20 protein-coding genes are annotated in these 20,866 nt (G+C 70.8%); 16 read left to right on the top strand and 4 right to left on the bottom strand.

What is annotated here, in order from left to right; all coding sequences use genetic code 11:
* On the bottom strand, nt 1-1,865 hold a 1,865-nt coding region (locus ACZ7IB_RS45565; protein ID WP_470921012.1), incomplete at its 3' end, for a glycoside hydrolase family 35 protein.
* 226 nt (nt 1,866-2,091) lie between these two features.
* On the opposite strand from ACZ7IB_RS45565, the gene ACZ7IB_RS45560 reads away from it, so the two are divergent.
* From ACZ7IB_RS45560 to ACZ7IB_RS45545, 4 genes are all read left to right on the top strand, one after another.
* The gene (locus ACZ7IB_RS45560) at nt 2,092-2,985 is read left to right on the top strand and encodes a helix-turn-helix domain-containing protein (protein WP_470921011.1); all 894 of its coding nucleotides are present in this window, start codon (nt 2,092-2,094) and stop codon (nt 2,983-2,985) included.
* Between the two features lie 11 nt (nt 2,986-2,996).
* Nucleotides 2,997-3,335, top strand: coding sequence for a chorismate mutase (locus tag ACZ7IB_RS45555; RefSeq protein WP_470921010.1), 339 nt, complete (start codon nt 2,997-2,999; stop codon nt 3,333-3,335).
* Between the two features lie 84 nt (nt 3,336-3,419).
* A complete protein-coding gene (locus ACZ7IB_RS45550) occupies nt 3,420-3,632 on the top strand; it encodes a hypothetical protein (RefSeq protein ID WP_470921009.1) in 213 nt (70 codons plus the stop codon).
* Between the two features lie 273 nt (nt 3,633-3,905).
* Complete coding sequence (locus tag ACZ7IB_RS45545; protein WP_470921007.1) at nt 3,906-4,433, top strand: hypothetical protein; 528 nt, start codon at nt 3,906-3,908, stop codon at nt 4,431-4,433.
* A 203-nt stretch (nt 4,434-4,636) separates the two neighbouring features.
* Here ACZ7IB_RS45545 and ACZ7IB_RS45540 read toward each other — a convergent pair whose 3' ends face one another.
* Entirely contained in the window at nt 4,637-4,981 is a 345-nt protein-coding gene (locus tag ACZ7IB_RS45540) for a hypothetical protein (protein ID WP_470921006.1), read from the bottom strand.
* A 208-nt stretch (nt 4,982-5,189) separates the two neighbouring features.
* Nucleotides 5,190-6,608 carry an MFS transporter gene (locus ACZ7IB_RS45535; RefSeq protein ID WP_470921004.1) on the bottom strand — a complete coding sequence of 473 codons (1,419 nt, stop codon included), beginning with the start codon at nt 6,606-6,608 and terminating at the stop codon, nt 5,190-5,192.
* 339 nt (nt 6,609-6,947) lie between these two features.
* On the opposite strand from ACZ7IB_RS45535, the gene ACZ7IB_RS45530 reads away from it, so the two are divergent.
* The 11 genes from ACZ7IB_RS45530 to ACZ7IB_RS45480 all read left to right on the top strand — a co-directional run bounded on the left by ACZ7IB_RS45530 (nt 6,948) and on the right by ACZ7IB_RS45480 (nt 17,338).
* Nucleotides 6,948-8,441 (top strand): aldehyde dehydrogenase, encoded by a 1,494-nt coding sequence (locus ACZ7IB_RS45530; RefSeq protein WP_470921003.1) that lies wholly within the window; start codon nt 6,948-6,950, stop codon nt 8,439-8,441.
* Between the two features lie 29 nt (nt 8,442-8,470).
* Entirely contained in the window at nt 8,471-9,436 is a 966-nt protein-coding gene (locus ACZ7IB_RS45525) for a VOC family protein (RefSeq protein ID WP_470921001.1), read from the top strand.
* Entirely contained in the window at nt 9,433-10,275 is an 843-nt protein-coding gene (locus ACZ7IB_RS45520; RefSeq protein WP_470921000.1) for an aspartate dehydrogenase domain-containing protein, read from the top strand. Before ACZ7IB_RS45525 ends, ACZ7IB_RS45520 begins: the two co-directional genes overlap by 4 nt.
* The gene (locus ACZ7IB_RS45515) at nt 10,272-11,084 is read left to right on the top strand and encodes an alpha/beta fold hydrolase (protein ID WP_470920998.1); all 813 of its coding nucleotides are present in this window, start codon (nt 10,272-10,274) and stop codon (nt 11,082-11,084) included. The genes ACZ7IB_RS45520 and ACZ7IB_RS45515 overlap by 4 nt, the downstream gene beginning before the upstream one ends.
* Before the next feature lie 44 nt (nt 11,085-11,128).
* The gene (locus tag ACZ7IB_RS45510; RefSeq protein WP_470920996.1) at nt 11,129-11,650 is read left to right on the top strand and encodes a cupin domain-containing protein; all 522 of its coding nucleotides are present in this window, start codon (nt 11,129-11,131) and stop codon (nt 11,648-11,650) included.
* Complete coding sequence (locus tag ACZ7IB_RS45505) at nt 11,650-12,444, top strand: SDR family oxidoreductase (RefSeq protein WP_470920994.1); 795 nt, start codon at nt 11,650-11,652, stop codon at nt 12,442-12,444. The genes ACZ7IB_RS45510 and ACZ7IB_RS45505 overlap by 1 nt, the downstream gene beginning before the upstream one ends.
* 101 nt (nt 12,445-12,545) lie before the next feature.
* On the top strand, nt 12,546-13,331 hold the full coding sequence (locus tag ACZ7IB_RS45500) for an SDR family oxidoreductase (RefSeq protein WP_470920992.1): 786 nt from the start codon (nt 12,546-12,548) through the stop codon (nt 13,329-13,331).
* A gap of 43 nt (nt 13,332-13,374) precedes the next feature.
* Nucleotides 13,375-15,054, top strand: a complete 1,680-nt coding sequence (locus ACZ7IB_RS45495; RefSeq protein WP_470920991.1) for a thiamine pyrophosphate-binding protein — start codon at nt 13,375-13,377, stop codon at nt 15,052-15,054.
* Entirely contained in the window at nt 15,051-16,013 is a 963-nt protein-coding gene (locus ACZ7IB_RS45490; RefSeq protein ID WP_470920989.1) for a PDR/VanB family oxidoreductase, read from the top strand. Before ACZ7IB_RS45495 ends, ACZ7IB_RS45490 begins: the two co-directional genes overlap by 4 nt.
* 22 nt (nt 16,014-16,035) lie before the next feature.
* Nucleotides 16,036-16,257 carry a recombinase-like helix-turn-helix domain-containing protein gene (locus tag ACZ7IB_RS45485; RefSeq protein ID WP_470920988.1) on the top strand — a complete coding sequence of 74 codons (222 nt, stop codon included), beginning with the start codon at nt 16,036-16,038 and terminating at the stop codon, nt 16,255-16,257.
* A gap of 7 nt (nt 16,258-16,264) precedes the next feature.
* Nucleotides 16,265-17,338: a Rieske 2Fe-2S domain-containing protein gene (locus ACZ7IB_RS45480; RefSeq protein ID WP_470920987.1), complete on the top strand. Its 1,074-nt coding sequence runs from the start codon at nt 16,265-16,267 to the stop codon at nt 17,336-17,338.
* Nucleotides 17,339-17,401: 63 nt separating this feature from the next.
* Here ACZ7IB_RS45480 and ACZ7IB_RS45475 read toward each other — a convergent pair whose 3' ends face one another.
* The gene (locus tag ACZ7IB_RS45475; protein ID WP_470920986.1) at nt 17,402-17,938 is read right to left on the bottom strand and encodes a MarR family winged helix-turn-helix transcriptional regulator; all 537 of its coding nucleotides are present in this window, start codon (nt 17,936-17,938) and stop codon (nt 17,402-17,404) included.
* Nucleotides 17,939-18,091: 153 nt separating this feature from the next.
* Here ACZ7IB_RS45475 and pepN point away from each other — a divergent pair, with 153 nt between their 5' ends.
* Nucleotides 18,092-20,596 (top strand): aminopeptidase N, encoded by a 2,505-nt coding sequence (pepN, locus tag ACZ7IB_RS45470; RefSeq protein ID WP_470920984.1) that lies wholly within the window; start codon nt 18,092-18,094, stop codon nt 20,594-20,596.
* Nucleotides 20,597-20,866 lie beyond the last annotated feature (270 nt).

The raw sequence follows: 20,866 nt of genomic DNA, 5'->3' as shown, positions 1-20,866 counted from the left end.
GGTTTCGTGGGGCAGCTTACCGGTCCCCCCCCCCCCACCCCCCACCCCCCCCCCCCCCCCCCTCCCCCCCCCCCCCCCCCCCCCCCCCCCCCCCCCGGGCCCAGCTCCACCCACGGATCCCCGGCGCCCTCCACCTCCAGCACCCACACCTCGTTGACGCCCTCCCGCAGCACCGGACCCGGCACGTACAGCGTCCGCTGCGGACCCGCCGACCAGTACCGTCCCAGACAGAAACCGTTCACCCACACGAACCCGCGCGTCCAGCCCGGCAGTTCGAGCCCCGCATGATCCGAAGGACCCGCGAGTCCCGACTCCGCCGACTCGAAAGAACCCCGGTACAGCCCGGCACGGCCCCTCTCGGCGACTCCACCGAAAGGCACCGCGTCCACCGCACCCGGCTCCTCGAAAGCGGCCAGCCGCAGCCCCCGCGCCCGCACCCCGTGCAGATACTGCCGCTCGTGCCGGACGCCGCCCGTGATGCCCTTCGGCTCACCCAGCCGCGGCCCGTAATTGACCCGGCCCAGCGACTCCACCCACAGCTCGACCTCCGCGGGCCCGGCCACCGGCTCGTCGAGGGTGGCGTTCTCGCCGCTCAGCACACCTTGCCGGACGCCGTTCACGTACACCACCGCACGGTCCCGGAGCCCGGACACACCCAGCGCGTACGGGCGTCGCAAACCCGGAACGGTGACCTCGTACCGCACCAGGCCCCGGTCCACGCCCAGCTCCTCGAACGTCGGCGGAACACCGGACTCCGCCCGTTCCGGGTCGCCCAGCACCTCCAGGGCCACCGACAGGGGCGCCCACTCGGTCAGCTCCGCCCGCACCGGCGCCGGGGGCCCGACCGGCTCCGGCGGCAGCTCCGGAAGCGGACCGTCCGCAAACTCCGCCAGGACCTTCCGGAACAGCCAGAACTTCTCCGTCGGCCGCCCGTACTCGTCGATCGGCGCATCGTAGTCGTATGACGTCACCGTCGGCTGAAGATCCTGGTCCTGCACCGGACCCGAGCGGTTCGCCCCCGCCCAGCCCGCAAAATTCGTCCCCCCGTGCGCCATGTAGACATTCACCGACGCCCCGCACTCCAGAATCTCCCGCAGGGCCTCCGCCGCCTCCGCCGGATCCCGTACCGCCGGCGCGGCGCCCCAGTGCTCGAACCACCCGCACCAGAACTCCATACACATCAGCGGCCCCTTCGGCTGATGGCGGCGCAGCACCTCGAAGGCCTCCCGCGCACCCGACCCGAAGTTCACCGTGGCGAGGAGCCCCGGCACGGAGCCACCGGTGAGCATGTGGTCCTCCGGCCCGTCGGAGGTGAACAGCGGCACGGTCACCCCGCGCTCCCGCAGCATCCCGGCCACCCGCTGCAGATAGACCCGATCGGTGCCGTAGCTCCCGTACTCGTTCTCCGCCTGAACCATGATCACCGGGCCGCCGCGTCCGATCTGCCGCTGCACCACCTGCGGCAGCAGCGCCGTGAACCACCGCTCCACGGCGCCCAGATACTCCTCGTCACGGGTCCGCACCCGTCGCCCGAACCGCCCCGTCACCCAGACCGGCAGACCACCGTTCTCCCACTCGGCACAGATGTACGGTCCCGGGCGGACGATCGCCCACAGCCCGGCCCGCTGCGCCGCGTCCAGGAACCTGCCCAGCGCCGCCACGTCCCGGAAGCGACCGGGCTGCGGCTCATGGAGATTCCACGGCACATATGTCTCGACACAGTTGAGGCCCATGGCGCGCAGCATCGACAGCCGGTGGTCCCACTGCGCCTCATGGACCCGGAAATAGTGCAGGGCCCCCGACAGCAGCCGTACGGGCTTCCCGTCGAGCCGGAAGTGGTCGTCCCCCACGGTGAAGTCAGCCATCGTGCTCGTACTCTCCTGTGCGTGCGGTCCCCCGGGGCCGCGCCGCCCAGGGGTCGCACGACGGCACGCACCACGGAGCGGGCGAACCCGGGAGGAATGTTGCAACCAACCTTTGCCCCCTGGCGTGCGGCCGGTCCATGGACAAAGATCACTGCTGTTTGGACACAATTGTTCGGACGCGAAATGTTCGGACCAATGCAAAGAAAAGGGGGAGGAAGGAAGGCCGATGTACCACACCTGGATGCGCTTCTTCACTCCCAGCCCGCTCCACCACCGGCTGGGCCTCGTCTGCCTGGGCGTGGGGCTGCAGCACGGCGCCCTGCCGACGGTCGGCCCGCGCACCCTGGACCACCATGTGGCCGTCGTCATCAACTCCGGCAGCGGCTGGTTCATCGGAGCCGACGGCCGCCGGGTGCCCGTCATCGCCCCCAGCCTGATCTGGCTGACACCCGGAACCCCGCACCACTACGGAGCCGATCCCGGCACCGGCTGGGACGAGAGCTTCGTCGACTTCACCGGCCCCGCCACCGCCACGTACACCGAGCTCGGCTACATCGAGCCGGACCGCCCGCTCGTGCCGCTCGCCGACACGGCGGGCCCCCGCGCCGCGGTGGGGCGGATGGTGCGCGCGGCACGGCGCGGCAATCCGTTGCTGGAGGTCGAGACGGGCGCCGCCGTGCATGAACTCCTCGTCGCCCTGCGCCGGGCCCGCGCCGATGTCAGCCCCGACGGCGACCCGGTCCTGCAGGCCCTCGCCCGCGACGCCTTCCAGCCGCTCTCCGTCGCCGAGCACGCGGCCCGGCACGGAATGACACCCGCCGAACTGCGCACGGCGGTACGGCGGGGCGCGGGCTGCAGCCCGAAGGACTACCTCCTCGGCATCCGGCTCGGCCGTGCCAAGGAGCTCCTCGCCGCCACCGACCTGCCGGTCGCCGCGGTCGCCCGACGCGTCGGCTACGACGACCCGGCGTACTTCTCCCGCCTCTTCGCCCGCCGGGTCGGCACCGCCCCGGTCCGGTTCCGCGATCAGCAGGGCCGCAGCGTCCCGGGCGGCTGGAGCGACCAGGTCCCGGACCCGGAACACCCACCGACGATCACCGCCCTGGGCCCGGCCGTCTAAGCTCGCTGACCATGACCACGAGGGACATCGACGAGTCCGTGAGCGCGGAACTGAACCGGCTGCGCGAGAGCATCGACAACATTGACGCCGCTGTTGTCCATATGCTCGCCGAGCGCTTCAAGTGCACCCAGCAGGTCGGCCACCTCAAGGCCGCCCACCAGCTCCCCCCGGCCGATCCGGCCCGTGAGAGCCGGCAGATCGCCCGGCTGAGGCAGCTGGCGGAGAGCGCGCATCTGGATCCGGCCTTCGCGGAGAAGCTGCTGAACTTCATCGTGGCGGAGGTCATCCGCCACCATGAACGGATCGCGGAGGAGTCGGCGACGAAGGGGGAGACCGGCGCCGGGTCGTGAACGGGGCCGGGGGTTGATCCCTGCGGGCCGACAACCGAGGCTGTGACCACCGGGGGCGCTCCCGGTGGTCGGGGGGACGCGCGCATGAGTCTGCTTGCGCAGGGTGTCGCCGCAGCGACCGGACGGGAACTGCCGCCCGCCTGGGTGAGGGCCTCCCGCTGCCTCCGCCTGATCTGCGTCGGCGTGTTCGTCGCGGCGGACTTCCGGGGCATTCCGCACGCAGTCCCAGCAGTACCCATCGGGAGCGACCGTTCCGCCGCACAGGACACAGCCCGCAATCCCACTCATCAGCCGTGACTCCTGCCAGATCTGTCAAGGGGGCTACGGGCAAAGCCGCTTCACGTCATCGCCTCCATGGCGTCGGCCGCGATGACCCGCGGATATCCTGCCGATCCCTTCGGCGACGACGTCGACGATGCCTTCCCGGCGGCAGGCGTCGCCGCAGCCTGACATGCGAGAGCGCACGTCCCTCGACCCTTCCCAAGGACGCCAGGCCGTGTCTGACAATGATCACGTCGCCGCTCGTCATTGCCGAGGTGAAGGCGTACTCGACATGGAAAGGTCTTGCACGTGATCAATCAACAGGGCAGTCCACGCCGTGAGTTCGTACTCGCAGACGGATTGACTCCCGCAGGCATCGAGCGTGTGTACCGTGAGGCGCTCCGTGTCCTGCGCTCCGACATCGACACAGCCCACCTCGACGCCTACAGCGACGAAGCCTGGCCGCCTGCCGTACTGAACTCCTGTGAACGCGCGCTGTCCCTCGCCCGTGAGGAGGTCGCAAGCGGCGCTCGCTCCGAGCGGGACGACCTCGGGATGGGCATCGGCATCGACGTGCGCGACGACAAACAGTTCGAAGTGCTCGCGAACCTTGCTCCCTACACGATCAACGCTGAAGGCTGGCAAGGCGACTGCTTGATCTTCAGCGCGAACGACACGGGAACCTCTCTGTGCATTGCCGTCACCCAGGAGCAGGAGGCAGCACTCCTTTCCCGTCTGGACGCGCTGGGGGTCTCGTCGACGGCCCTCGCTCCCCTCCCACCCCGAAGGCGACGCTGGGGTGCCCTCGTGGCTCGGACGCGCGGAGCCGAAGAATGAGCGAGGTGAGGTGCAGTCCAACCTGTCATGGCGTCTGCCGACGCCTGCACCGCCGCCACGAACGCGAGGCCGAGCACTTCCTCGCGCCCGTCGCCATATCCGCGCCCCTCAATGTCCAGCGCCGCGTCACTCAGCGGAGTGATCGTGCGGCAGTGACGTCGGCCCATTCCCGAAGTTGCGACTCAGCAGGGCGGTGAAAAGCCTCAGCCACCCCTGTGGGGCTGATTGTCCCTGTCGATCAGGAAACGCACTGTCTGTGGTGGATCACACGGCGGCTGACCTACCTGACGGAGTTGCCAGTAGCGGGCCACTCTCCGCTCCAGATCGGCCAGGTCAACTCCGTCAGTTCTGGTCAGAACGACCGGTCCTTTCCACGCTTTAGGGGCGGAGAGCGCCAGCACTCGACCGTCAGGGGTGTAGGCCGCCGTGTACTCGCCCTCCGCCACATCAATCGCCTCCAGGTAGTTCGTGGCGTGCGCGAAGGACTCGAAGACGTTCAGGTCTTCGTCTCGGTCAAAGACGAGCACGGCGTCGGGAGGAAGATCCATGCGATCACTGTGACAGCCACTTCCGTCGTGCCTCCACCGAAATGGGCGGCACCGCAGTCACGATCACGCGGCTTGGAGGCGATCCACGGGCATGGTCCTTGATTGACGGCTCGACTGCCTGAGGTGTCTCCCCGACCCGCATGTCGTGGCGCCCGACGGCGAGTACCGGAGGTTCCGCGGCGACCGGGAGCGACAGGGCGAGCGCCCCTCACGGCGAGATCTCCTCCAGTGGGCGGTCCGCCGTCTCCTCCGCGAACGTGCCCGCCACCACCGCGCCCACCAGTGCCACCGCCCCCAGCATCACGAACACCGGCGCGACGCCGTCCCCGGCCGCGTACACCATGCCGACAAGGATCGGGCCCAGGATCACGCCCAGGCGGTTGACCGCGCCGCCCACGCTGCAGCCCAGGGCGCGCATCCTCGTCGGGTACAGCTCCGGTGTGTACAGGTAGAGGCAGATGTTGGCGCCGAAGAAGCCGACCGCCGACAGTGAGGTCCAGATCAGGACCTGGGTGGGCGTGTGGGCGCCCAGTGCGGAGAGGGTGAGCAGAAGTGCCGCCGCGCCGCCCAGGAAGATCGCGATGATCTTGCGGCGGCCCAGGGCGTCCACCGTCAGGGCGACCACGAAGCAGCCGAGCAGGCCCGCGACCGAGGTGACGGTGGAGTACAGCAGGGCGTCGGAGAGGGTGAGGCCGTACTCGTCCTTGTAGATGCTGGGCAGCCACGACGTGATGCCGTAATTCACGAAGTAACCGGTGAACCAGATCGCGCCGACGACGACCGTGCGGCGGCGGTAGCGGCCGGTGAACAGGCCGCGCATGCCTGAAGGGGCGGGATTCGTCGACGCCGAGGGGGCCGGCACGGTCGCAGGGGCGCCCAGGGGCGGCAACGGTTCGCCCGTCGCCGCCGATACCTTCGCCTCGATTCCGGCCATCACCGTCTCGGCCTCCGCCAGCCGGCCCCGGTCCGCCAGCCATCGCGGTGACTCGGGGACCTTGCGCTGGACGAGGAAGGCGAGCAGCCCGGGCACGGCGGCGATCGCGAACATCACGCGCCAGCCGGCCGCCGGAACCACCCAGGCCGCGGCCAGGGCGCCGATCGTCAGGCCGGCCGGGAAGACCAGTTCGTACAGCAGGACGAAGCGGCCACGCTTGAAGCTCCGGGTGATCTCGCTGATGAATGCCGCAGCCACCGGCACCTCGCCGCCGATCGCCAGACCCTGCACGAAGCGCAGTGCCAGGAACGGGGTCGGTGAGGTGCACGCGGTGAGGGCCAGGCTGACCGCACCCGAGGCGGCCACGCAGTACGCGATCACCCTGACCCGGCCGAACCGGTCGGCCAGACGGCCCGACAACAGGGCGCCGATGAGCATGCCGACCGAGCCGACCGTGAGCACCGCCGTCGCGTCACCGGTGGTGAGGTGCCACTCCCGGCGGAGCTCCGGCAGGGCGTACGCGATCAGCAACTGGTCGAAGGCCTCGAAGAAGGTGACCACGCCGACGATGAGCCGGACGGTGACATGCCAGCGGGAGAGCGGCAGCCGTTCGAAGCGGGCGGCGATGGACGCGCGGGTGGCCCGGGCCCGTGCGGCGTCGGGCGAGGCGTTCTGCGAGATGTCGGTGCTCATCCGGGGTTCCTCCTGCTCCGTGTGGGGGTGGAGCCGTTGGGGAGCCAGGCGTAGAAGAGTTCAGTGGGGTACGGGGGGTGAGCCGAGCGTACGGGTGTGGGCGGCCGTGCGGGGCTCGTGAGCTTGTGAACTCGCCCACTGGTCTCCGTCGCCGTTCTCCGGCCACTGTTCTCTGTAAGTGCCTAGTTTCTTAGCGCTTAAGTTTTACCGGCTCGCCGGTGGTCGCCGTCAAGACCCTCCAGGGCAAAGGAGATTTTGCCTTGGGGTCTTGCGGTCGATTACTTAAGCGCTTAGATTTTTAGTGCTGAGGTAATCGATTCGATAGCAGGAGGCCAACTGATGCTTGCCGACGAGGTGTTGGACGAGGCGTTGGTCGCGGGAAAGTGGCGACAGGGCCGCGGTGCCCTCATCGAGACCGTCGACCCGGCCACCGGCCAGGTCATCGCCACCGTGCACGCCGCATCCCTCGCCGATGTCGAGGAGGCCGCCACCGCCGCCGCGCACGCCGCCCAGGACCCCGCCTGGCGCGAGCTGCCCGCCCACCTCCGAGCCAGGCTGCTCCACCGCATCGCCGACCTCGTCGAACAGGACGCCGACCGGCTCTGCGCACTCCAGACCGCCGACACCGGCAAGTGCCGCACCGAGACCCGCGCCCTCGTGCTCAGCGCGGCCGGCACCTTCCGCTACACCGCCGCCGCGCTGGAGACCGCCGAGGACGCGATCACCCCGTCCCGCGGCCCGTACGTCACGATGAGCGTCCATGAGCCGATCGGCGTCGTCGGCGCGATCACCCCCTGGAACTCGCCCATCGCCAGCGACGCCCAGAAGCTCGCCCCCGCACTCGCCGCGGGTAATGCCGTGCTCCTCAAACCCGCCGAATGGACCCCGCTCGTAGCCCTCGCCCTGGGCCGCCTCGTCCACCGGGCCCTGACCGAAGCCGGTCTGCCGGCCGCACTGCTCTCCGTGCTGCCGGGCCGCGGCAGCGTCATCGGCGACGCGATCGTCCGCCACCCGGCCGTCGGGAAGATCACCTTCACCGGAGGCACGAACACCGGGCGCACCCTCGCGCACGTCGCCGCCGACAAGCTGATACCCGTATCGCTGGAGCTCGGCGGAAAGTCCCCGACGATCGTCCTGGAGGACGCCGACCTGGAGCAGGCCCTGGCGGGCGTCATGTACGGCGTCTTCTCGTCCAGCGGGCAGAGCTGCATCGCAGGTTCACGGCTCTTCGTCGCCCGTGCACGGTACGAGGAGTTCGTCGGCGAACTCGTCGCCCGTACCGAGAAGTTGCGCATCGGACCCGGCGCCGAACCGGACACCCAGGTCGCCCCGCTCGTCCATCACAAGCACCGCGACAGCGTCGCCGCGTACGTGGACCTGGCCCGCGAGGAGGGCGGCACCGTGCGATGCGGGGGAGCGGCACCCGAGGGCGACCTCTACCGTGACGGCGCCTACTACCTCCCCACCGTCCTGGACGGCCTGCCCAACACCGCCCGCGTCTGCCAGGAGGAGATCTTCGGCCCGGTCGTCGTCGCCCTGCCCTTCGACGACGAGGACGACCTCGTCGCCCAGGCCAACGACAGCGTCTACGGACTCGCCTGCGGCATCTGGACCCGGGACCACGCCAGGGCCTGGCGGCTGGCCCGCCGGATCGACGCGGGAACCGTCTGGATCAACACGTACAAGCAGTTCAGCATCTCCACCCCGTTCGGCGGGCTGAAGGACAGCGGCATCGGCACCGAGAAGGGCCGCGATCTGATCCGCGGCTACCAGCGGCAGAAGTCCCTCTACTGGGGCACCGGCACCACACCGCTGCCGTGGGCCGCCAACTGATGCCGCAGAGAGAGGAGTTGGGAAACATCATGGCTTACGAGAACCTCCACACCAGCCCCACCGGGCAGCGTGAACCGATCGCCCGGCTGCGCGCCCTGCGTTCCGTCGAGCTGCACACCCCCGCCTTCACCGAGTCCGCCGACTTCTACACCGAGGTCTGGGGACTGGAACCCGTCGAACGGGAGACCGACGCCACCTGGCTGCGCGGCACCGGCGAGGAACACCACGTCCTCGCCCTCACCCGCGGCGAACGCAACGGCCTCGGCCGCATCACCTTCGCCGTCGCCACCCCCGCCGAGATCGACGCGGCCGCCCGCCGGCTCCTCGCCCGCGGCATCGTCCCCGTCTCCGGCCCCGGCCCCCTCGACCAGGTCGGCGGTGGCTACGGGCTCCGCTTCACCGACCCCGAAGGCCGGCTGATCGAGCTCAGCGCCCAGACCCACGCCGTCGCCCCGCGCGGCCGCGACAGTGCCGTACCCGTCGGCGTCACCCACACCGTCCTCAACACCACCGACATCGACGCCGCCGTCGCCTTCTACACCTCGGTCCTCGGGCTGCGGGTCTCCGACTGGTCCGAGCACCAGATGGCCTTCCTGCGCTGCAACGCCGACCACCACTGCATCGCGTTCAACCAGGCAGAGTGGGCCTCCCTCAACCATGTCGCGTACGAGATGTTGTCCGTCGACCACTTCATGCGCGGTCTGGGACGGCTCCGGCACCACGGCATCAACCCCCAGTGGGGGCCCGGCCGGCACGGTCCCGGCAACAACACCTTCTCGTACTTCACCGACCCTGCCGGCCTCGTCTGCGAATACACCTCCGAGGTCGCCCAGATCGTCGAGGACGCCTGGATCGCCAAGGTCTGGCAGCGGGTCCCCGAGCTCTCCGACCTGTGGGGGACAGCAGGTCCGCCGTCCCAGAAGATCCGCTGCCACATGGCGGGCGAACCCGACCCCGGGCCACTGGCCCCCGCCACCGACGAGGAGTCCGCATGACCGTCACCGCCACCGCCACCCGCTCCACTCCCGTCGCACGCCCCGCGCGCCCCGCGCGACGCATCGGACTCGTCGGCTGGGGAGCCATCGGCCGCGTCGTCGGCACCGCACTCGCCGAAGGACACATCCCCGGCGCCGAACTGACCTGCATCGTCGACAACCGGCCCCTCGTCGACGCCCCCGCACCCCAGCTGTCGTTCGAGGACGCCCTCGCCGTCTGCGATCTGGTCGTCGAAGCCGCAGGCCAGGCAGTGGTACGCGAGTGGGCCGAGCGGGTCCTCGACAGCGGCGCCGACCTGCTGATCGCCTCCACCGGCGCGCTCGTCGACGCCGAACTCGTCGAGCGGCTGCGGAAGGCCGGACCCGGCCGGGTCTACTTCACCGGCGGCGCCGTCGGCGGACTCGACCTCCTTCAGGCCGTACGGGGCCTGGGCGCCCTCACCTCCGTCACCCTGACCACCACCAAGCTGCCCGCCACCCTCCACCAGCCGTGGATGGACGCCGAGTTGACCGAGCGGCTGCGGACCACCACCGAGCCGGTCGAGGTGATGCGCGGCACGGCTCGCGACGTCCCGGTGAAGTTCCCCAAATCGACCAATGTGGCCGCGTCCGTCGCCCTCGCCACCGGCGACCCGGACCTCGTCCAGGTCGTCGTCGTGGCCGACCCCGCCGCCACCCTCACCCGGCATGTCATCGAGGCCGCAGGGCCGCACGGCACATACCGCTTCGAGGTCGCCCACCGGCCCGACGCGGCCAACCCCGCCACCAGCCAGGTCGTGCCGCACGCCGTGCTCCGCAGCCTCGGCGCCGTCGTCGGCCGGGCGGGACAGATCCTGTGACCGCTCCTGTGACCGCCGCCCCGGCCGACGGGACCGTCCACACCGTGGAGGCCGGAGACCCGGACGCACCGCTGCTCCTGTGCCTGCACGGCATCGGCTCCTCGTCCGCCGCCTTCGCCCCGCAGCTCGCCGCACTCTCCGACCGGGTACGGGTCGTGGCCTGGGACGCCCCCGGCTACGCGGCCTCCGCCGACCCCGACCGCGCCCCCGGCCTCGACGGCTACGCCGACACCGCCGCCGCACTCATCCGCGAACGCGGCGGCCGAGCCCATGTCCTGGGCGTCTCCTGGGGCGGCGTCATCGCACTCCGCCTCGCCGCCCGCCACCCGGACCTCGTCGACTCGCTGATCGTCGCCGACTCCAGCCGCGGCTCGGGCACCCATCCCGACAAGGCCGAGGCCATGCGCGGCCGTTCGGCCCGGCTCGCCGCCGAGGGGCCGGACGCCTTCGCCGCCGCCCGCGGCCCGCGCCTGGTCTCCGGCGACGCGCCCGCCGCACTCGTCGAACGGGTCGTGGCGACCATGGCCGCCTCCGTCCGCACGCCCGGATACGGGTACGCGGCCGAGGCGATGGCCGAGGCCGACCTCACCGACGACCTGTCGGCGATCACCGCACCGGCCCTCGTCCTGTGCGGCGAGGAGGACACCGTCACCGGAACCGAGGAGTCGCAGGCCATCGCCGGCGCCCTCACCAGGTCCGTGTACGTGACCCTCTCCGGCGCCGGTCACCTCTCCAACCAGGAGCGGCCCGAGGCATTCAACGCCTGGGTCCGCGCCCACCTCCACGTCGTCGCCCGCATCCCCGCGTGACGACGGCCCGCCCCCACCCGCAGCAACGATCCGAGGAGCATCCCGTGCCCATAGACAACACCCCCTACGAGACCGACGGCGACCTCGCGAAGTACACCGACTCGCTGATCGCCACGAAGGACTCCCGCGAGCCCGACTGGAACACCCTCTCCTTCCAGGCGAAGGCGGGCGACCAGTACAAGCGCGCCCAGATCCGCTACGTAGGCTCCGGCGCCACCGGCAACCACGAGAACGACAACCGGATCATCCCGTCCGGCGGCTTCACCTTCTCCAACATGCTGCTGCCGCCGGGCGCCGAGGGCCCCGAGCACACCCACCACGACGTGGAGGAAGCCTTCTTCGTCCTGGAGGGCCGGGTCAGGGTCGGCATCCACCGCGGCGCGGACGAGGTCGAGTACCGCACCCTCGGCTACCGCGACATGATCGTCGTGCCCGCCGGAGTGGCCCGTTCGCTGAAGAACGAGGGCGACACCGACGCCCTGTTCTGCGTGATCATCGGTACGCAGAAGCCGCAGGTCCCGACCTACCCCGAGCACTCCCCGATGCACGGCATCACCCGCGACTGATGGCCACCGACGACACCTTCCGTACGCCGGGCACCTCTCGTGCGGCGGACGCCTCTCGTACGGTCGTCGTCACCGGCGCCGGACGCGGCCTGGGACTGGCCGCGGCCCGCCGGATCGGTCGCGACGGCCACCGCGTCGTCATCGCCGAACTCGACGAGGCCACCGGCAGGCAGGCCGCCGACGAGCTCCGCACCGAAGGCATCGCCGCGGACTTCCATCCGCTCGACGTCGCCGACCCGGACTCCGTCGACGCCCTCGCCGCGACCCTCGGGAGCGACTCCACCCGGCTGTACGGACTGGTCAACAACGCCGGTCTGGCCAACGCGGTCGGCGGCAGACCGTTCCACGAGATCGACATCGAGGCATGGGACCGCATCATGACGGTCAACGCACGTGGTCCGTGGCTCGTCGCCCGAGCCCTCCTGCCGCTCATGACGGCAGGCGGCGGCGGCCGGATCGTCAACCTCGCCTCGGACGCGGCCCTGTACGGATCGCCCCGACTCGCCCACTACATCGCCTCCAAGGGCGCCGTGATCTCCCTGACCCGGGCCATGGCACGCGAGACCGGCGACCTCGGCATCACCGTCAACGCGGTCGCCCCCGGGCTGACCGAGGGGGAGTCCTCCGTGGACATCCCCGCCGAACGGCACGAGCTGTACCGGCTGGGCCGGGCGATCTCCAGGCCGCAGCAGCCGGCGGACCTGGTCGGCCTGATCGCCTTCCTCGTCGGCGACGAGTCCGGCTACATCACCGGCCAGACCTTCGCCGTCAACGGCGGCTTCACGATGCACTGAAGCCTCCACACACGGACGGACACGCCGCACCGGACACCCCTCGACCGACCCCGGTGCGGCCCCCGCCCGGGGGACACTCTCTTCGAACCAAGGAGTACGACATGGACCTCGGCCTCGCCGGTCGCAGCATCCTCGTCACCGGCGGCAGCTCCGGTGTCGGCCTCGCCACGGTCCGGACGCTGCTCGCCGAAGGCGCCCGCGTCGCCACCTGCGGCCGCCGCGCCGACGCCCTCACCACAGCCCTCGACGGTCTCGCCGGACCGGACAGGCTGTACCACGCACCCTGCGACGTACGCGACGAAGCCGCCGTACGTGCTTTCACCGAAGCCGCAGCCGAACGATTCGGCGGCCTCGGCGGACTCGTCAACAACGCCGGCGCCTCCCGGATGAAACCCTTCGCCGAGACCACCGCCGACGACTGGCGCGACGAACTGGAACTCAAGTTCTTCGGCGTCCTCAACCCCCTCCATGCCGCCCTGCCCCACCTGCGGAAATCCGGCAGCGCCTCCGTCGTCAACATCAACGCGGTCCTCGCCAAGCAGCCCGAGACCCGGCTGATGACGACCAGCGCGGCCCGCGCCGGCATCCTCAACCTCTCCACGTCCCTGTCCAAGGAACTCGCCCCCGACGGCATCCGCGTCAACTCGGTCTGCCTCGGCCTCGTCGACACCGGACAGTGGGAACGCCGGTACGCAGCCTCCGGCAGCCCCCTCGACTACGCCGCCTGGCAGGCCGAACTCGCCGCCGACCGAGGCATCGCACTGGGCCGCCTCGGCAACGCCGACGAAGTCGCCTACGCCATAACGGCGTTGCTGTCGCCCAGGGCCTCGTACATCACCGGCACCACCGTCGACGTCTGCGGCGGCGTCAACCGGGCCATCGCATAACTCCCACCCCCACCCCGCACACGTACCTCAGGAGCGCAACGACATGACCCAACCCAACGGCGGCGACCTGCTCGTCGAGACGCTGCGCGGACTCGGCGTCGACACGGTGTTCGGCATCGTCAGCGTGCACAACCTGCCGCTCGTCGAAGCCGTCGACCGCGATCTGCGCTTCGTCCCCGTCCGCCACGAAGCCGCCGCCGTCAACGCGGCCGACGGCTACGCCCGCGCCACCGGCGGCCTCGGCTGCGCCCTGACCAGCACCGGTACGGGAGCGGGCAACGCGGCAGGCTCCCTCATCGAGTCCCTCAGCTCCGGCACCCCCGTCCTCCACATCACCGGACAGATCGACAGCGAGTACCTCGGCTCCGGACGCGGCTTCATCCACGAGACCAAGGACCAGCTCGGCATGCTCCGCGCGGTCTCCACCCATGCGGTCACCGTCACCGACGCAGCGACCGCGGGCGACATCCTGCGTGACGCCGCCGCCCGCGCACTGACCGCCCCGCACGGCCCGGTCAGCGTCGAATGGCCCATCGACCTGCAGTTCGCCCCCCAGCAGCTCACCGGCGCACCCGTGCGGACCGCACCCGCGCCCGCCCTGCCCGACCCGGCACTCCTCGACGAGGCCGCCGCGCTGCTGTCCGCCGCGCGCCGCCCCCTCGTCTGGGCGGGCGGCGGAGCCAACAGCGCCCGCCCCGAACTCGCCGCAATGCTCGACGCGTTGAACGCCGGACTGGTCACCTCCAATTCCGGCCGCGGCTCGGTCCCCGAGTCCGACGAGCGGGTCCTCGGCAACTACGCCACCGCCCCCGCGGGCCGCGCGCTGCTCGCCGAAGCCGACGTGCTGCTCTCCATCGGCACCCACTTCCGCTCCAACGAGACCGCCGACTACACCCTCGAACTCCCCCTGGCCCACATTCAGTTGGACCTGGATGCGGGCGCACCGGGCCGCGCCTACCCGGCCACCTGCGCCCTGCACGGCGACGCGGCGGCCGTCCTCGCCGCACTCCTGGGGCGCGTGACGAGCGGTGGCACGGAGACGAGCTGGCCGGCCCGCGTACGCAAGGCCCGCACCGACGCCCGCAGCGCACAACGCCACGCCATCGGACCGCAGGCCGCCATCAACGACGCCATCCGTGACGCCTGCCCGCCTCGGTCCGTGATCGCCCGCGACGTCACCATCCCCTCCTCCACCTGGGGAAACCGGCTCCTGGAGATCAACGAACCGGCCACCAACGTCTTCCCGCGCGGCGGCGGCATCGGACAGGGCCTCGCCATGGGCATCGGCGCCGCACTCGGCCGCCCGGACGTGCCCACCGTCGTCATCGCGGGCGACGGCGGCCTCGCCGTCCACCTCGGCGAACTCCTCACCCTCGCCCAGGAGAAGCCCGACCTCACCCTCCTCGTCTTCAACGACGGCGGCTACGGCGTCCTGCGCAACATGCAGGACAACCACTTCCCGCGCCGCTCCGGCGTCGACCTCACCACCCCAGACTTCGAGCAGCTCGCCGCCGCCGTCGGTCTCCCGTACGCCCGGATAGCCTCCGAAGCCGACGCGGGCCCCGTCATCAAGGGGGCCACCACCTCCGAGGGGCCGGTCCTCGTCGAGATCGACCTCGCCGCACTCGGCCCGATGAACACCCCGTTCACCCCGCCCGTCAAGCTCCCCGCGACCGCCACCGCGACCCCGACCGCCACCGGACAGGGAGGCACCCCGCAGTGACCAGCACCCAGGAAACCCGCCTCGACCTGCTCGTCCACCGGATGACATGGGAGGCCGACGGCGTCCTCGGCGTCGAACTCACCCACCCGGACGGCAGCCCGCTGCCCGCCTGGCAGCCCGGCGCCCACATCGACGTACACGTCGGCGGGCACATCCGGCAGTACTCCCTGTGCTCCGACCCGGCCGACACCACCCGCTGGCGCATCGGCATCCTCAGGGAACCCGCATCCCGCGGCGGCTCCGCCCACATCCACACCCAGCTGCGGCCCGGCCAGATCCTCCAGGTCCAGGGCCCCCGCAACCACTTCGAGCTGGACGCCGGCCACGACGCCGAGGCGTACCTCTTCATCGCGGGAGGCATCGGCATCACCCCGATCCTCGCCATGGTCCGCGAGGCGACCCGCACCCGGACCCCCTGGCGGCTCGTCCACGGAGGCCGCAGCCGCACCTCGATGGCCTTCGGCACAGAACTCACCTCGCTGGCCGAACTCCCGGGCGGATCAGTCGAGTTCGTACCCCAGGACGAGTACGGACACATCGACCTCGACGCCCTTCTCGGGGACGTCCCCGCAGGCACCCAGATCTACTGCTGCGGACCCGAACCGCTGCTCGCCGCCGTCGAGGAACGCTGCCCGGCCGCCCGTACGGAACGCTTCGCCGCCCCCGCGGCACCGCCGCGCGACGGCGAGGACACCGGCTTCGACGTCATCTGCTCCCGCACCGGGCGCATCGTCGAGGTCGGCCCCGACAGCTCCGTACTCGACGCACTGGAAGGCGCCGGGATCACCGTGCCGTCCTCCTGCCGCGAAGGGATCTGCGGCACCTGCGAGACCAAGGTCCTCGAAGGCACCCCCGACCACCGGGACTTCCTGCTCTCCGAGGGCGAGAAGACGGCGGGCGCCTCGATGATGCTCTGCGTCTCCCGCTCCCGCACCCCGCGTCTCGTCCTCGATCTGTGAACCACCCCCGAAGGGAGCCGACATGACAACCCCGCAGTACCTCAACCCCCACCAGGCACGCAGCGCCGAGCCGACCCCGTACGAGAAGAAGCTCGCCGCAGTGATCGAGGAGGTCTTCGGCACCGGCACCCACGACCTGCCCGGCCTCGTCGCCGGACTCAACGCCCGGGACCTGCCCGCCCCCGACGGCAGCCCGTGGACCGAGGAGACCTTCCGCAGCGAGATGCGACGACTGGGAGCGTGAGACAACCATGACCACCGACACCACCACCGTGACGCTCACCGACGAGGCCACCCGGCCCTCCGAAGTCGCCCGCCCCGGCAACCGCACCGCCGACCGGCTCTTCGCCACCGGCATCCGCAACCAGTGGTACGCCGTCTGCCCCTCCGACTTCGTCCCTGCCGGCGGCATGAAGCGCCTCACCCTCCTCGGCGAACAATGGCTGCTCTTCCGCCGCGCCGACGGCACCCTTCACATGCTGGAGGACCGCTGCCCCCACCGCGGCGCCCGCCTCTCCCTGGGCAAACACCTCGGCGACCGCATCGCCTGCTGGTACCACGGAGTCCAGGTCGACGGCACCGGCACCGTCGCCGCCGTCCCCGGGCTGCCCGGCTGCAACCTCGAAGGCAAACAGCTCGTCGCCGCACCCCACGTCATCGAGACCGGCGGCGCGATCCTCGCCTACTTCGGCGACGGCCGGCACCCCGAACCGGCGCCGCTCGTACTGCCCGAGCAACTCACCGACCCCGGCACCACGGCGTTCCTCTGCTACGCCGAGTGGAACGTCAACTGGCGCTACGCCGTCGAGAACCTCCTCGACCCCATGCACGGGTCGTTCCTGCACCGCGACTCGCACAGCATGTCCGAGGGGCAGACCACCGCCCGCTTCCGTATCCGGGAGACCGAACGCGGCTTCTTCTTCGAGAAGACCGACCAGAGCGGCGTCAACTTCGACTGGGTCGAGCTCTGCCGCACCGGCGTCGACTGGGTCGACCTCACCATCCCGTACCCGCCCACCGCGGGCCCGGGAGGCCCGTTCGGCATCGTGGGCATGGCCACCCCCATCGACGAGGAACGCTGCGCCGTCTTCTTCTGGCGCTACCGACGGGTGACCGACTGGCAGCGCGACACCTGGCGGTTCCTGTACAAGACAGTGCTGGAGGACCGGCACTGGGAGGTTCTCGAACAGGACCGCGTCATGCTGGAGGAACTCCGCACCGATGCCGACCAGGCGGAGAATCTGTACCAGCACGACCTGGGTGTGGTCCGCGTACGCCGCATGTACCGCACGGAGGCGGAAGCGCAGGCCGGCGCGACGGGCTGAACCCGAGACGTCCACAACCGCCGGACGGGCTCGATTTCCCGCCCGTCCGGCGATCAGGGACGACTACGCGCCCTCCTCCGCCGCCAGCACCGACCGCTCCAGCTTCTCCAGCAGCCGGGCCAGCTGCCGGCACTCCGCGGGAGTCAGCCCCGCCAGCATCCGCCGCTCGTTGTCCAAGTGCTCCGCGAACAGCTCGTCGATCGTCGACAGACCCTCGTCCGTGAGCCGCGAGTGCACCACCCGACGGTCCTGAGGATCACGCTCCCGCAGGATCAGCCCATCCTTCTCCAGACGGTCGATCCGCAGCGTGACCCCCGCCGAACTGATCAAACCGGAATCGGCCAGCTCACCCGCCGTACGACGGAACGGCGCCCCCGCCCTGCGCAGCGCCGTCAGCACATCGAACCCCGCCATCGACAAGCCCTTGCGCTCCACCGGCCGGGAGATCGCCGCGCTGTACCGCAGGAACGCCCGGTGCAGCCGGCCGAACACCTCCAGCGGAGCCGTATCCAGATCCGGCCGCTCCCGCCGCCAGTCCTCGACGATCGACGCCACCGCGTCCTGCCGCGTCGCGGAAGCGGAAGCCGCGTTCTTCGCCATTCCGGGCACTCCTCGGTACAGGAACACAATGGGTAAGAATCTTAGCCCTGAAAGGCCCGACGATCCCTCCCGCCCAGCCTTCCCGCCGAGCCTTCGATCAGCCCTGGGAGAACCCGCCTGCGCCCCGCCCGGGCCGTACGGCAGCATGAGTGCATGTCCGTACTGACGCGCGACGAAGCGCAGACCCGAGCCCAGTTCCTCGACGTACACCGGTACACGATCGACCTCGATCTGACCGGAGGGGAGGAGACCTTCGACTCCCACACCGTCATCCAGTTCACCGCAGCCGCGGCCGGAGACACGTTCGTCGAGCTCAAGCCCGCCACCCTGCGCTCGATCAGCCTCGACGGACAGCCCCTCGACCCCTCCGACCACACCGAGAACCGCTTCCCGCTCACCGCACTCACCGCCGGCGCACACGAACTCCGCATCGACGCCGCCATGCGCTACTCCCGCACCGGCGAAGGCATGCACCGCTTCACCGACCCGACCGACGGCGAAACGTACGTCTACACCCAACTGTTCATGGAGGACGTCCAACGCGTCTTCGCCGCGTTCGACCAGCCCGACCTCAAATCCGTCTTCGAACTCACCGTCACCGCCCCCGAAGGCTGGACCGTCCTCGGCAACGGCATCGCCGAGCACCGCGACGACGGCCGATGGACCCTGGCGGCCACCCCGCTGATCTCCACCTACCTCGTCGCCGTCGCCGCAGGCCCCTGGCACTCCGTGACCACCGAACACGCCGGACTGCCCTTCGGCATCCACTGCCGCCGCTCACTGGCCCCGCACCTCGACGCGGACGCCGACGAGATCCTCGACATCACCCGCGCCTGCTTCGACCGCTTCCACGAGAAGTTCGACGAGCCCTACCCCTTCGACTCCTACGACCAGGCATTCGTCCCCGAGTTCAACGCGGGCGCCATGGAGAACCCCGGACTCGTCACCTTCCGCGACGAGTTCATCTACCGCTCCGCCGTCACCGACACCGAACGCCAGACCCGCGGCATGGTCATCGCCCACGAGATGGCCCACATGTGGTTCGGCGACCTCGTCACCCTCGCCTGGTGGGACGACATCTGGCTCAACGAGTCCTTCGCCGAGTACATGGGCTACCAGACCCTCGCCGAGGCCACCCGCTTCACGGACACCTGGGTCGACTTCGGCGTCGCCCGCAAGGGCTGGGGATACGACGCCGACCAGCGCCCCTCCACCCACCCCGTCGCCCCCGACCCGGCAGCCGTCCCCGACACCGCGTCCGCGATGCTCAACTTCGACGGCATCTCCTACGCCAAGGGCGCATCCGCCCTGCGCCAACTCGTCGCCTGGCTCGGCGAAAAGGACTTCCTGGCCGGCATCAACACCCACTTCGCCCGCCACAAGTTCGCCAACGCCACCCTCGCCGACTTCATCGACAACCTCGCATCGGCCACCGACCGCGACGTCCACGCCTGGGCCGACGCCTGGCTGCGCACCACCGGAGTCGACACCCTCACCCCCCGGGTCGAGGAGTCCGGCGGCATGTGGTCCCTCACCGTCGACCACGACGGCAGCCGCCCCCACCGCATCGCCGTCGGCGCATACGACCACGCCCCGGACGCCCACCCCGGCCCCGACCGCCTCGTCCTGCGCGACCGGTTCGAGATCGACGTCCCCCAGAACGACACGGCCAAGGCGCTGCCCGGCCGGCGCCCCGCCCTCATCGTCCTCAACGACGGCGACCTCAGCTACGCCAAGGTCCGCCTCGACGCCAAGTCCTGGGACACCGTCGTACGCGACCTGTCCGGCATCCCCGACGCGCTGACCCGCGCCGTCGTCTGGAACACCGCCCGCGACCTGGTCCGCGACGGCGAACTCGCCCCCACCACCTACCTCGAAGCGGCCCGCGCACACCTCCCGCACGAGACCGACCTCGCCCTCGCCCAGGGCGTACTCGCCTTCGCCGACACCCAGATCGCCGGCCGCTACCTCACCCCCGAGAACCGCCCCGCCGCCCTCGCCACCCTCACCGCCCTGTGCCGCGACCTCATCCGCCGCACCGAGGACGGCCACAACCCCGGCCTCCGCCTCGTCGCCGTACGCCACCTCATCGACGCCGCCACCCAGCCCGACACCATCCAGGACTGGCTCACCAACGGCACAGTCCCCGGCGGACCCGAACTCGACCCCGAACTGCGCTGGCGCATCCTCACCCGCCTCGCCGTCCTCGGCGCCACCGACGAAACCACCATCGCCGCCGAACTCGAACAGGACCCCAGCGCCACCGGACAGGAAGGCGCCGCCCGCTGCCGGGCCGCCCTCCCCACCCCCGAGGCCAAGGCCGCCGCCTGGCACGCCCTGTTCAACGACGACAGCCTCTCCAACTACCTCTTCACCGCCACCGCCCAGGGCTTCTGGCAGCCCGAACAGGCCGACCTCGTACGGGACTACGTGCCCCGCTACTACCCCGAGGCGACCCGGCTCGCCGCCCGCCGCGGCCCCGCCATCGCCGAAGCCGCCGGCCGCTACGCCTTCCCCGCGTACGCCGTCGACGCCGACAGCCTCCACCTCGGCGAACAGGCCCTGAACGACAAGGACCTCATCCCGGCCCTGCGCCGCAAGCTCATCGACCAGATCGACGACCTGCGCCGCGCCCTCGCCGTACGCGACACCCACTGACCGTTCCTAACCAGTGTGCGTAAGTGAGTCCTGGACCCACTGTTGCGTGCTGGGCGCATCCCGAACGGTTTTGGATGCACTGGGTTGCCGCGTTCGCTTCCCGCTCGGTGACGGCCCTCCGGGGAGCCGGTCCGTTGTGGGCGGGCGGATTCCCTCACGTCCTCGGGTGCCTGGTCCGGCCTGGGCGGTCCGATGCCCCGCACGATCACTCCGGTCGTGTGGGGGCGGTGCCGTCCTTCCCCAAGCTCTCAACTCCGTTCGAGCAGGGGA

Source organism: Streptomyces sp. NPDC037301 (assembly GCF_055602785.1).
This window is presented reverse-complemented; position numbering and strand designations above follow the sequence as displayed.

What these genes read in the sequence shown, in the direction of transcription:
- ACZ7IB_RS45485 (WP_470920988.1), top strand. Translation starts at nt 16,036, where the DNA reads ATGACAACCCCGCAGTACCTCAACCCCCACCAGGCACGCAGCGCCGAG.
- ACZ7IB_RS45530 (WP_470921003.1), top strand. Translation starts at nt 6,948, where the DNA reads ATGCTTGCCGACGAGGTGTTGGACGAGGCGTTGGTCGCGGGAAAGTGG.
- ACZ7IB_RS45525 (WP_470921001.1), top strand. Translation starts at nt 8,471, where the DNA reads ATGGCTTACGAGAACCTCCACACCAGCCCCACCGGGCAGCGTGAACCG.
- ACZ7IB_RS45560 (WP_470921011.1), top strand. Translation starts at nt 2,092, where the DNA reads ATGTACCACACCTGGATGCGCTTCTTCACTCCCAGCCCGCTCCACCAC.
- ACZ7IB_RS45550 (WP_470921009.1), top strand. Translation starts at nt 3,420, where the DNA reads ATGAGTCTGCTTGCGCAGGGTGTCGCCGCAGCGACCGGACGGGAACTG.
- ACZ7IB_RS45495 (WP_470920991.1), top strand. Translation starts at nt 13,375, where the DNA reads ATGACCCAACCCAACGGCGGCGACCTGCTCGTCGAGACGCTGCGCGGA.
- ACZ7IB_RS45555 (WP_470921010.1), top strand. Translation starts at nt 2,997, where the DNA reads ATGACCACGAGGGACATCGACGAGTCCGTGAGCGCGGAACTGAACCGG.
- pepN (WP_470920984.1), top strand. Translation starts at nt 18,092, where the DNA reads ATGTCCGTACTGACGCGCGACGAAGCGCAGACCCGAGCCCAGTTCCTC.
- ACZ7IB_RS45535 (WP_470921004.1), bottom strand. Translation starts at nt 6,608, where the DNA reads ATGAGCACCGACATCTCGCAGAACGCCTCGCCCGACGCCGCACGGGCC.
- ACZ7IB_RS45480 (WP_470920987.1), top strand. Translation starts at nt 16,265, where the DNA reads ATGACCACCGACACCACCACCGTGACGCTCACCGACGAGGCCACCCGG.
- ACZ7IB_RS45520 (WP_470921000.1), top strand. Translation starts at nt 9,433, where the DNA reads ATGACCGTCACCGCCACCGCCACCCGCTCCACTCCCGTCGCACGCCCC.
- ACZ7IB_RS45500 (WP_470920992.1), top strand. Translation starts at nt 12,546, where the DNA reads ATGGACCTCGGCCTCGCCGGTCGCAGCATCCTCGTCACCGGCGGCAGC.
- ACZ7IB_RS45505 (WP_470920994.1), top strand. Translation starts at nt 11,650, where the DNA reads ATGGCCACCGACGACACCTTCCGTACGCCGGGCACCTCTCGTGCGGCG.
- ACZ7IB_RS45475 (WP_470920986.1), bottom strand. Translation starts at nt 17,938, where the DNA reads ATGGCGAAGAACGCGGCTTCCGCTTCCGCGACGCGGCAGGACGCGGTG.
- ACZ7IB_RS45540 (WP_470921006.1), bottom strand. Translation starts at nt 4,981, where the DNA reads ATGGATCTTCCTCCCGACGCCGTGCTCGTCTTTGACCGAGACGAAGAC.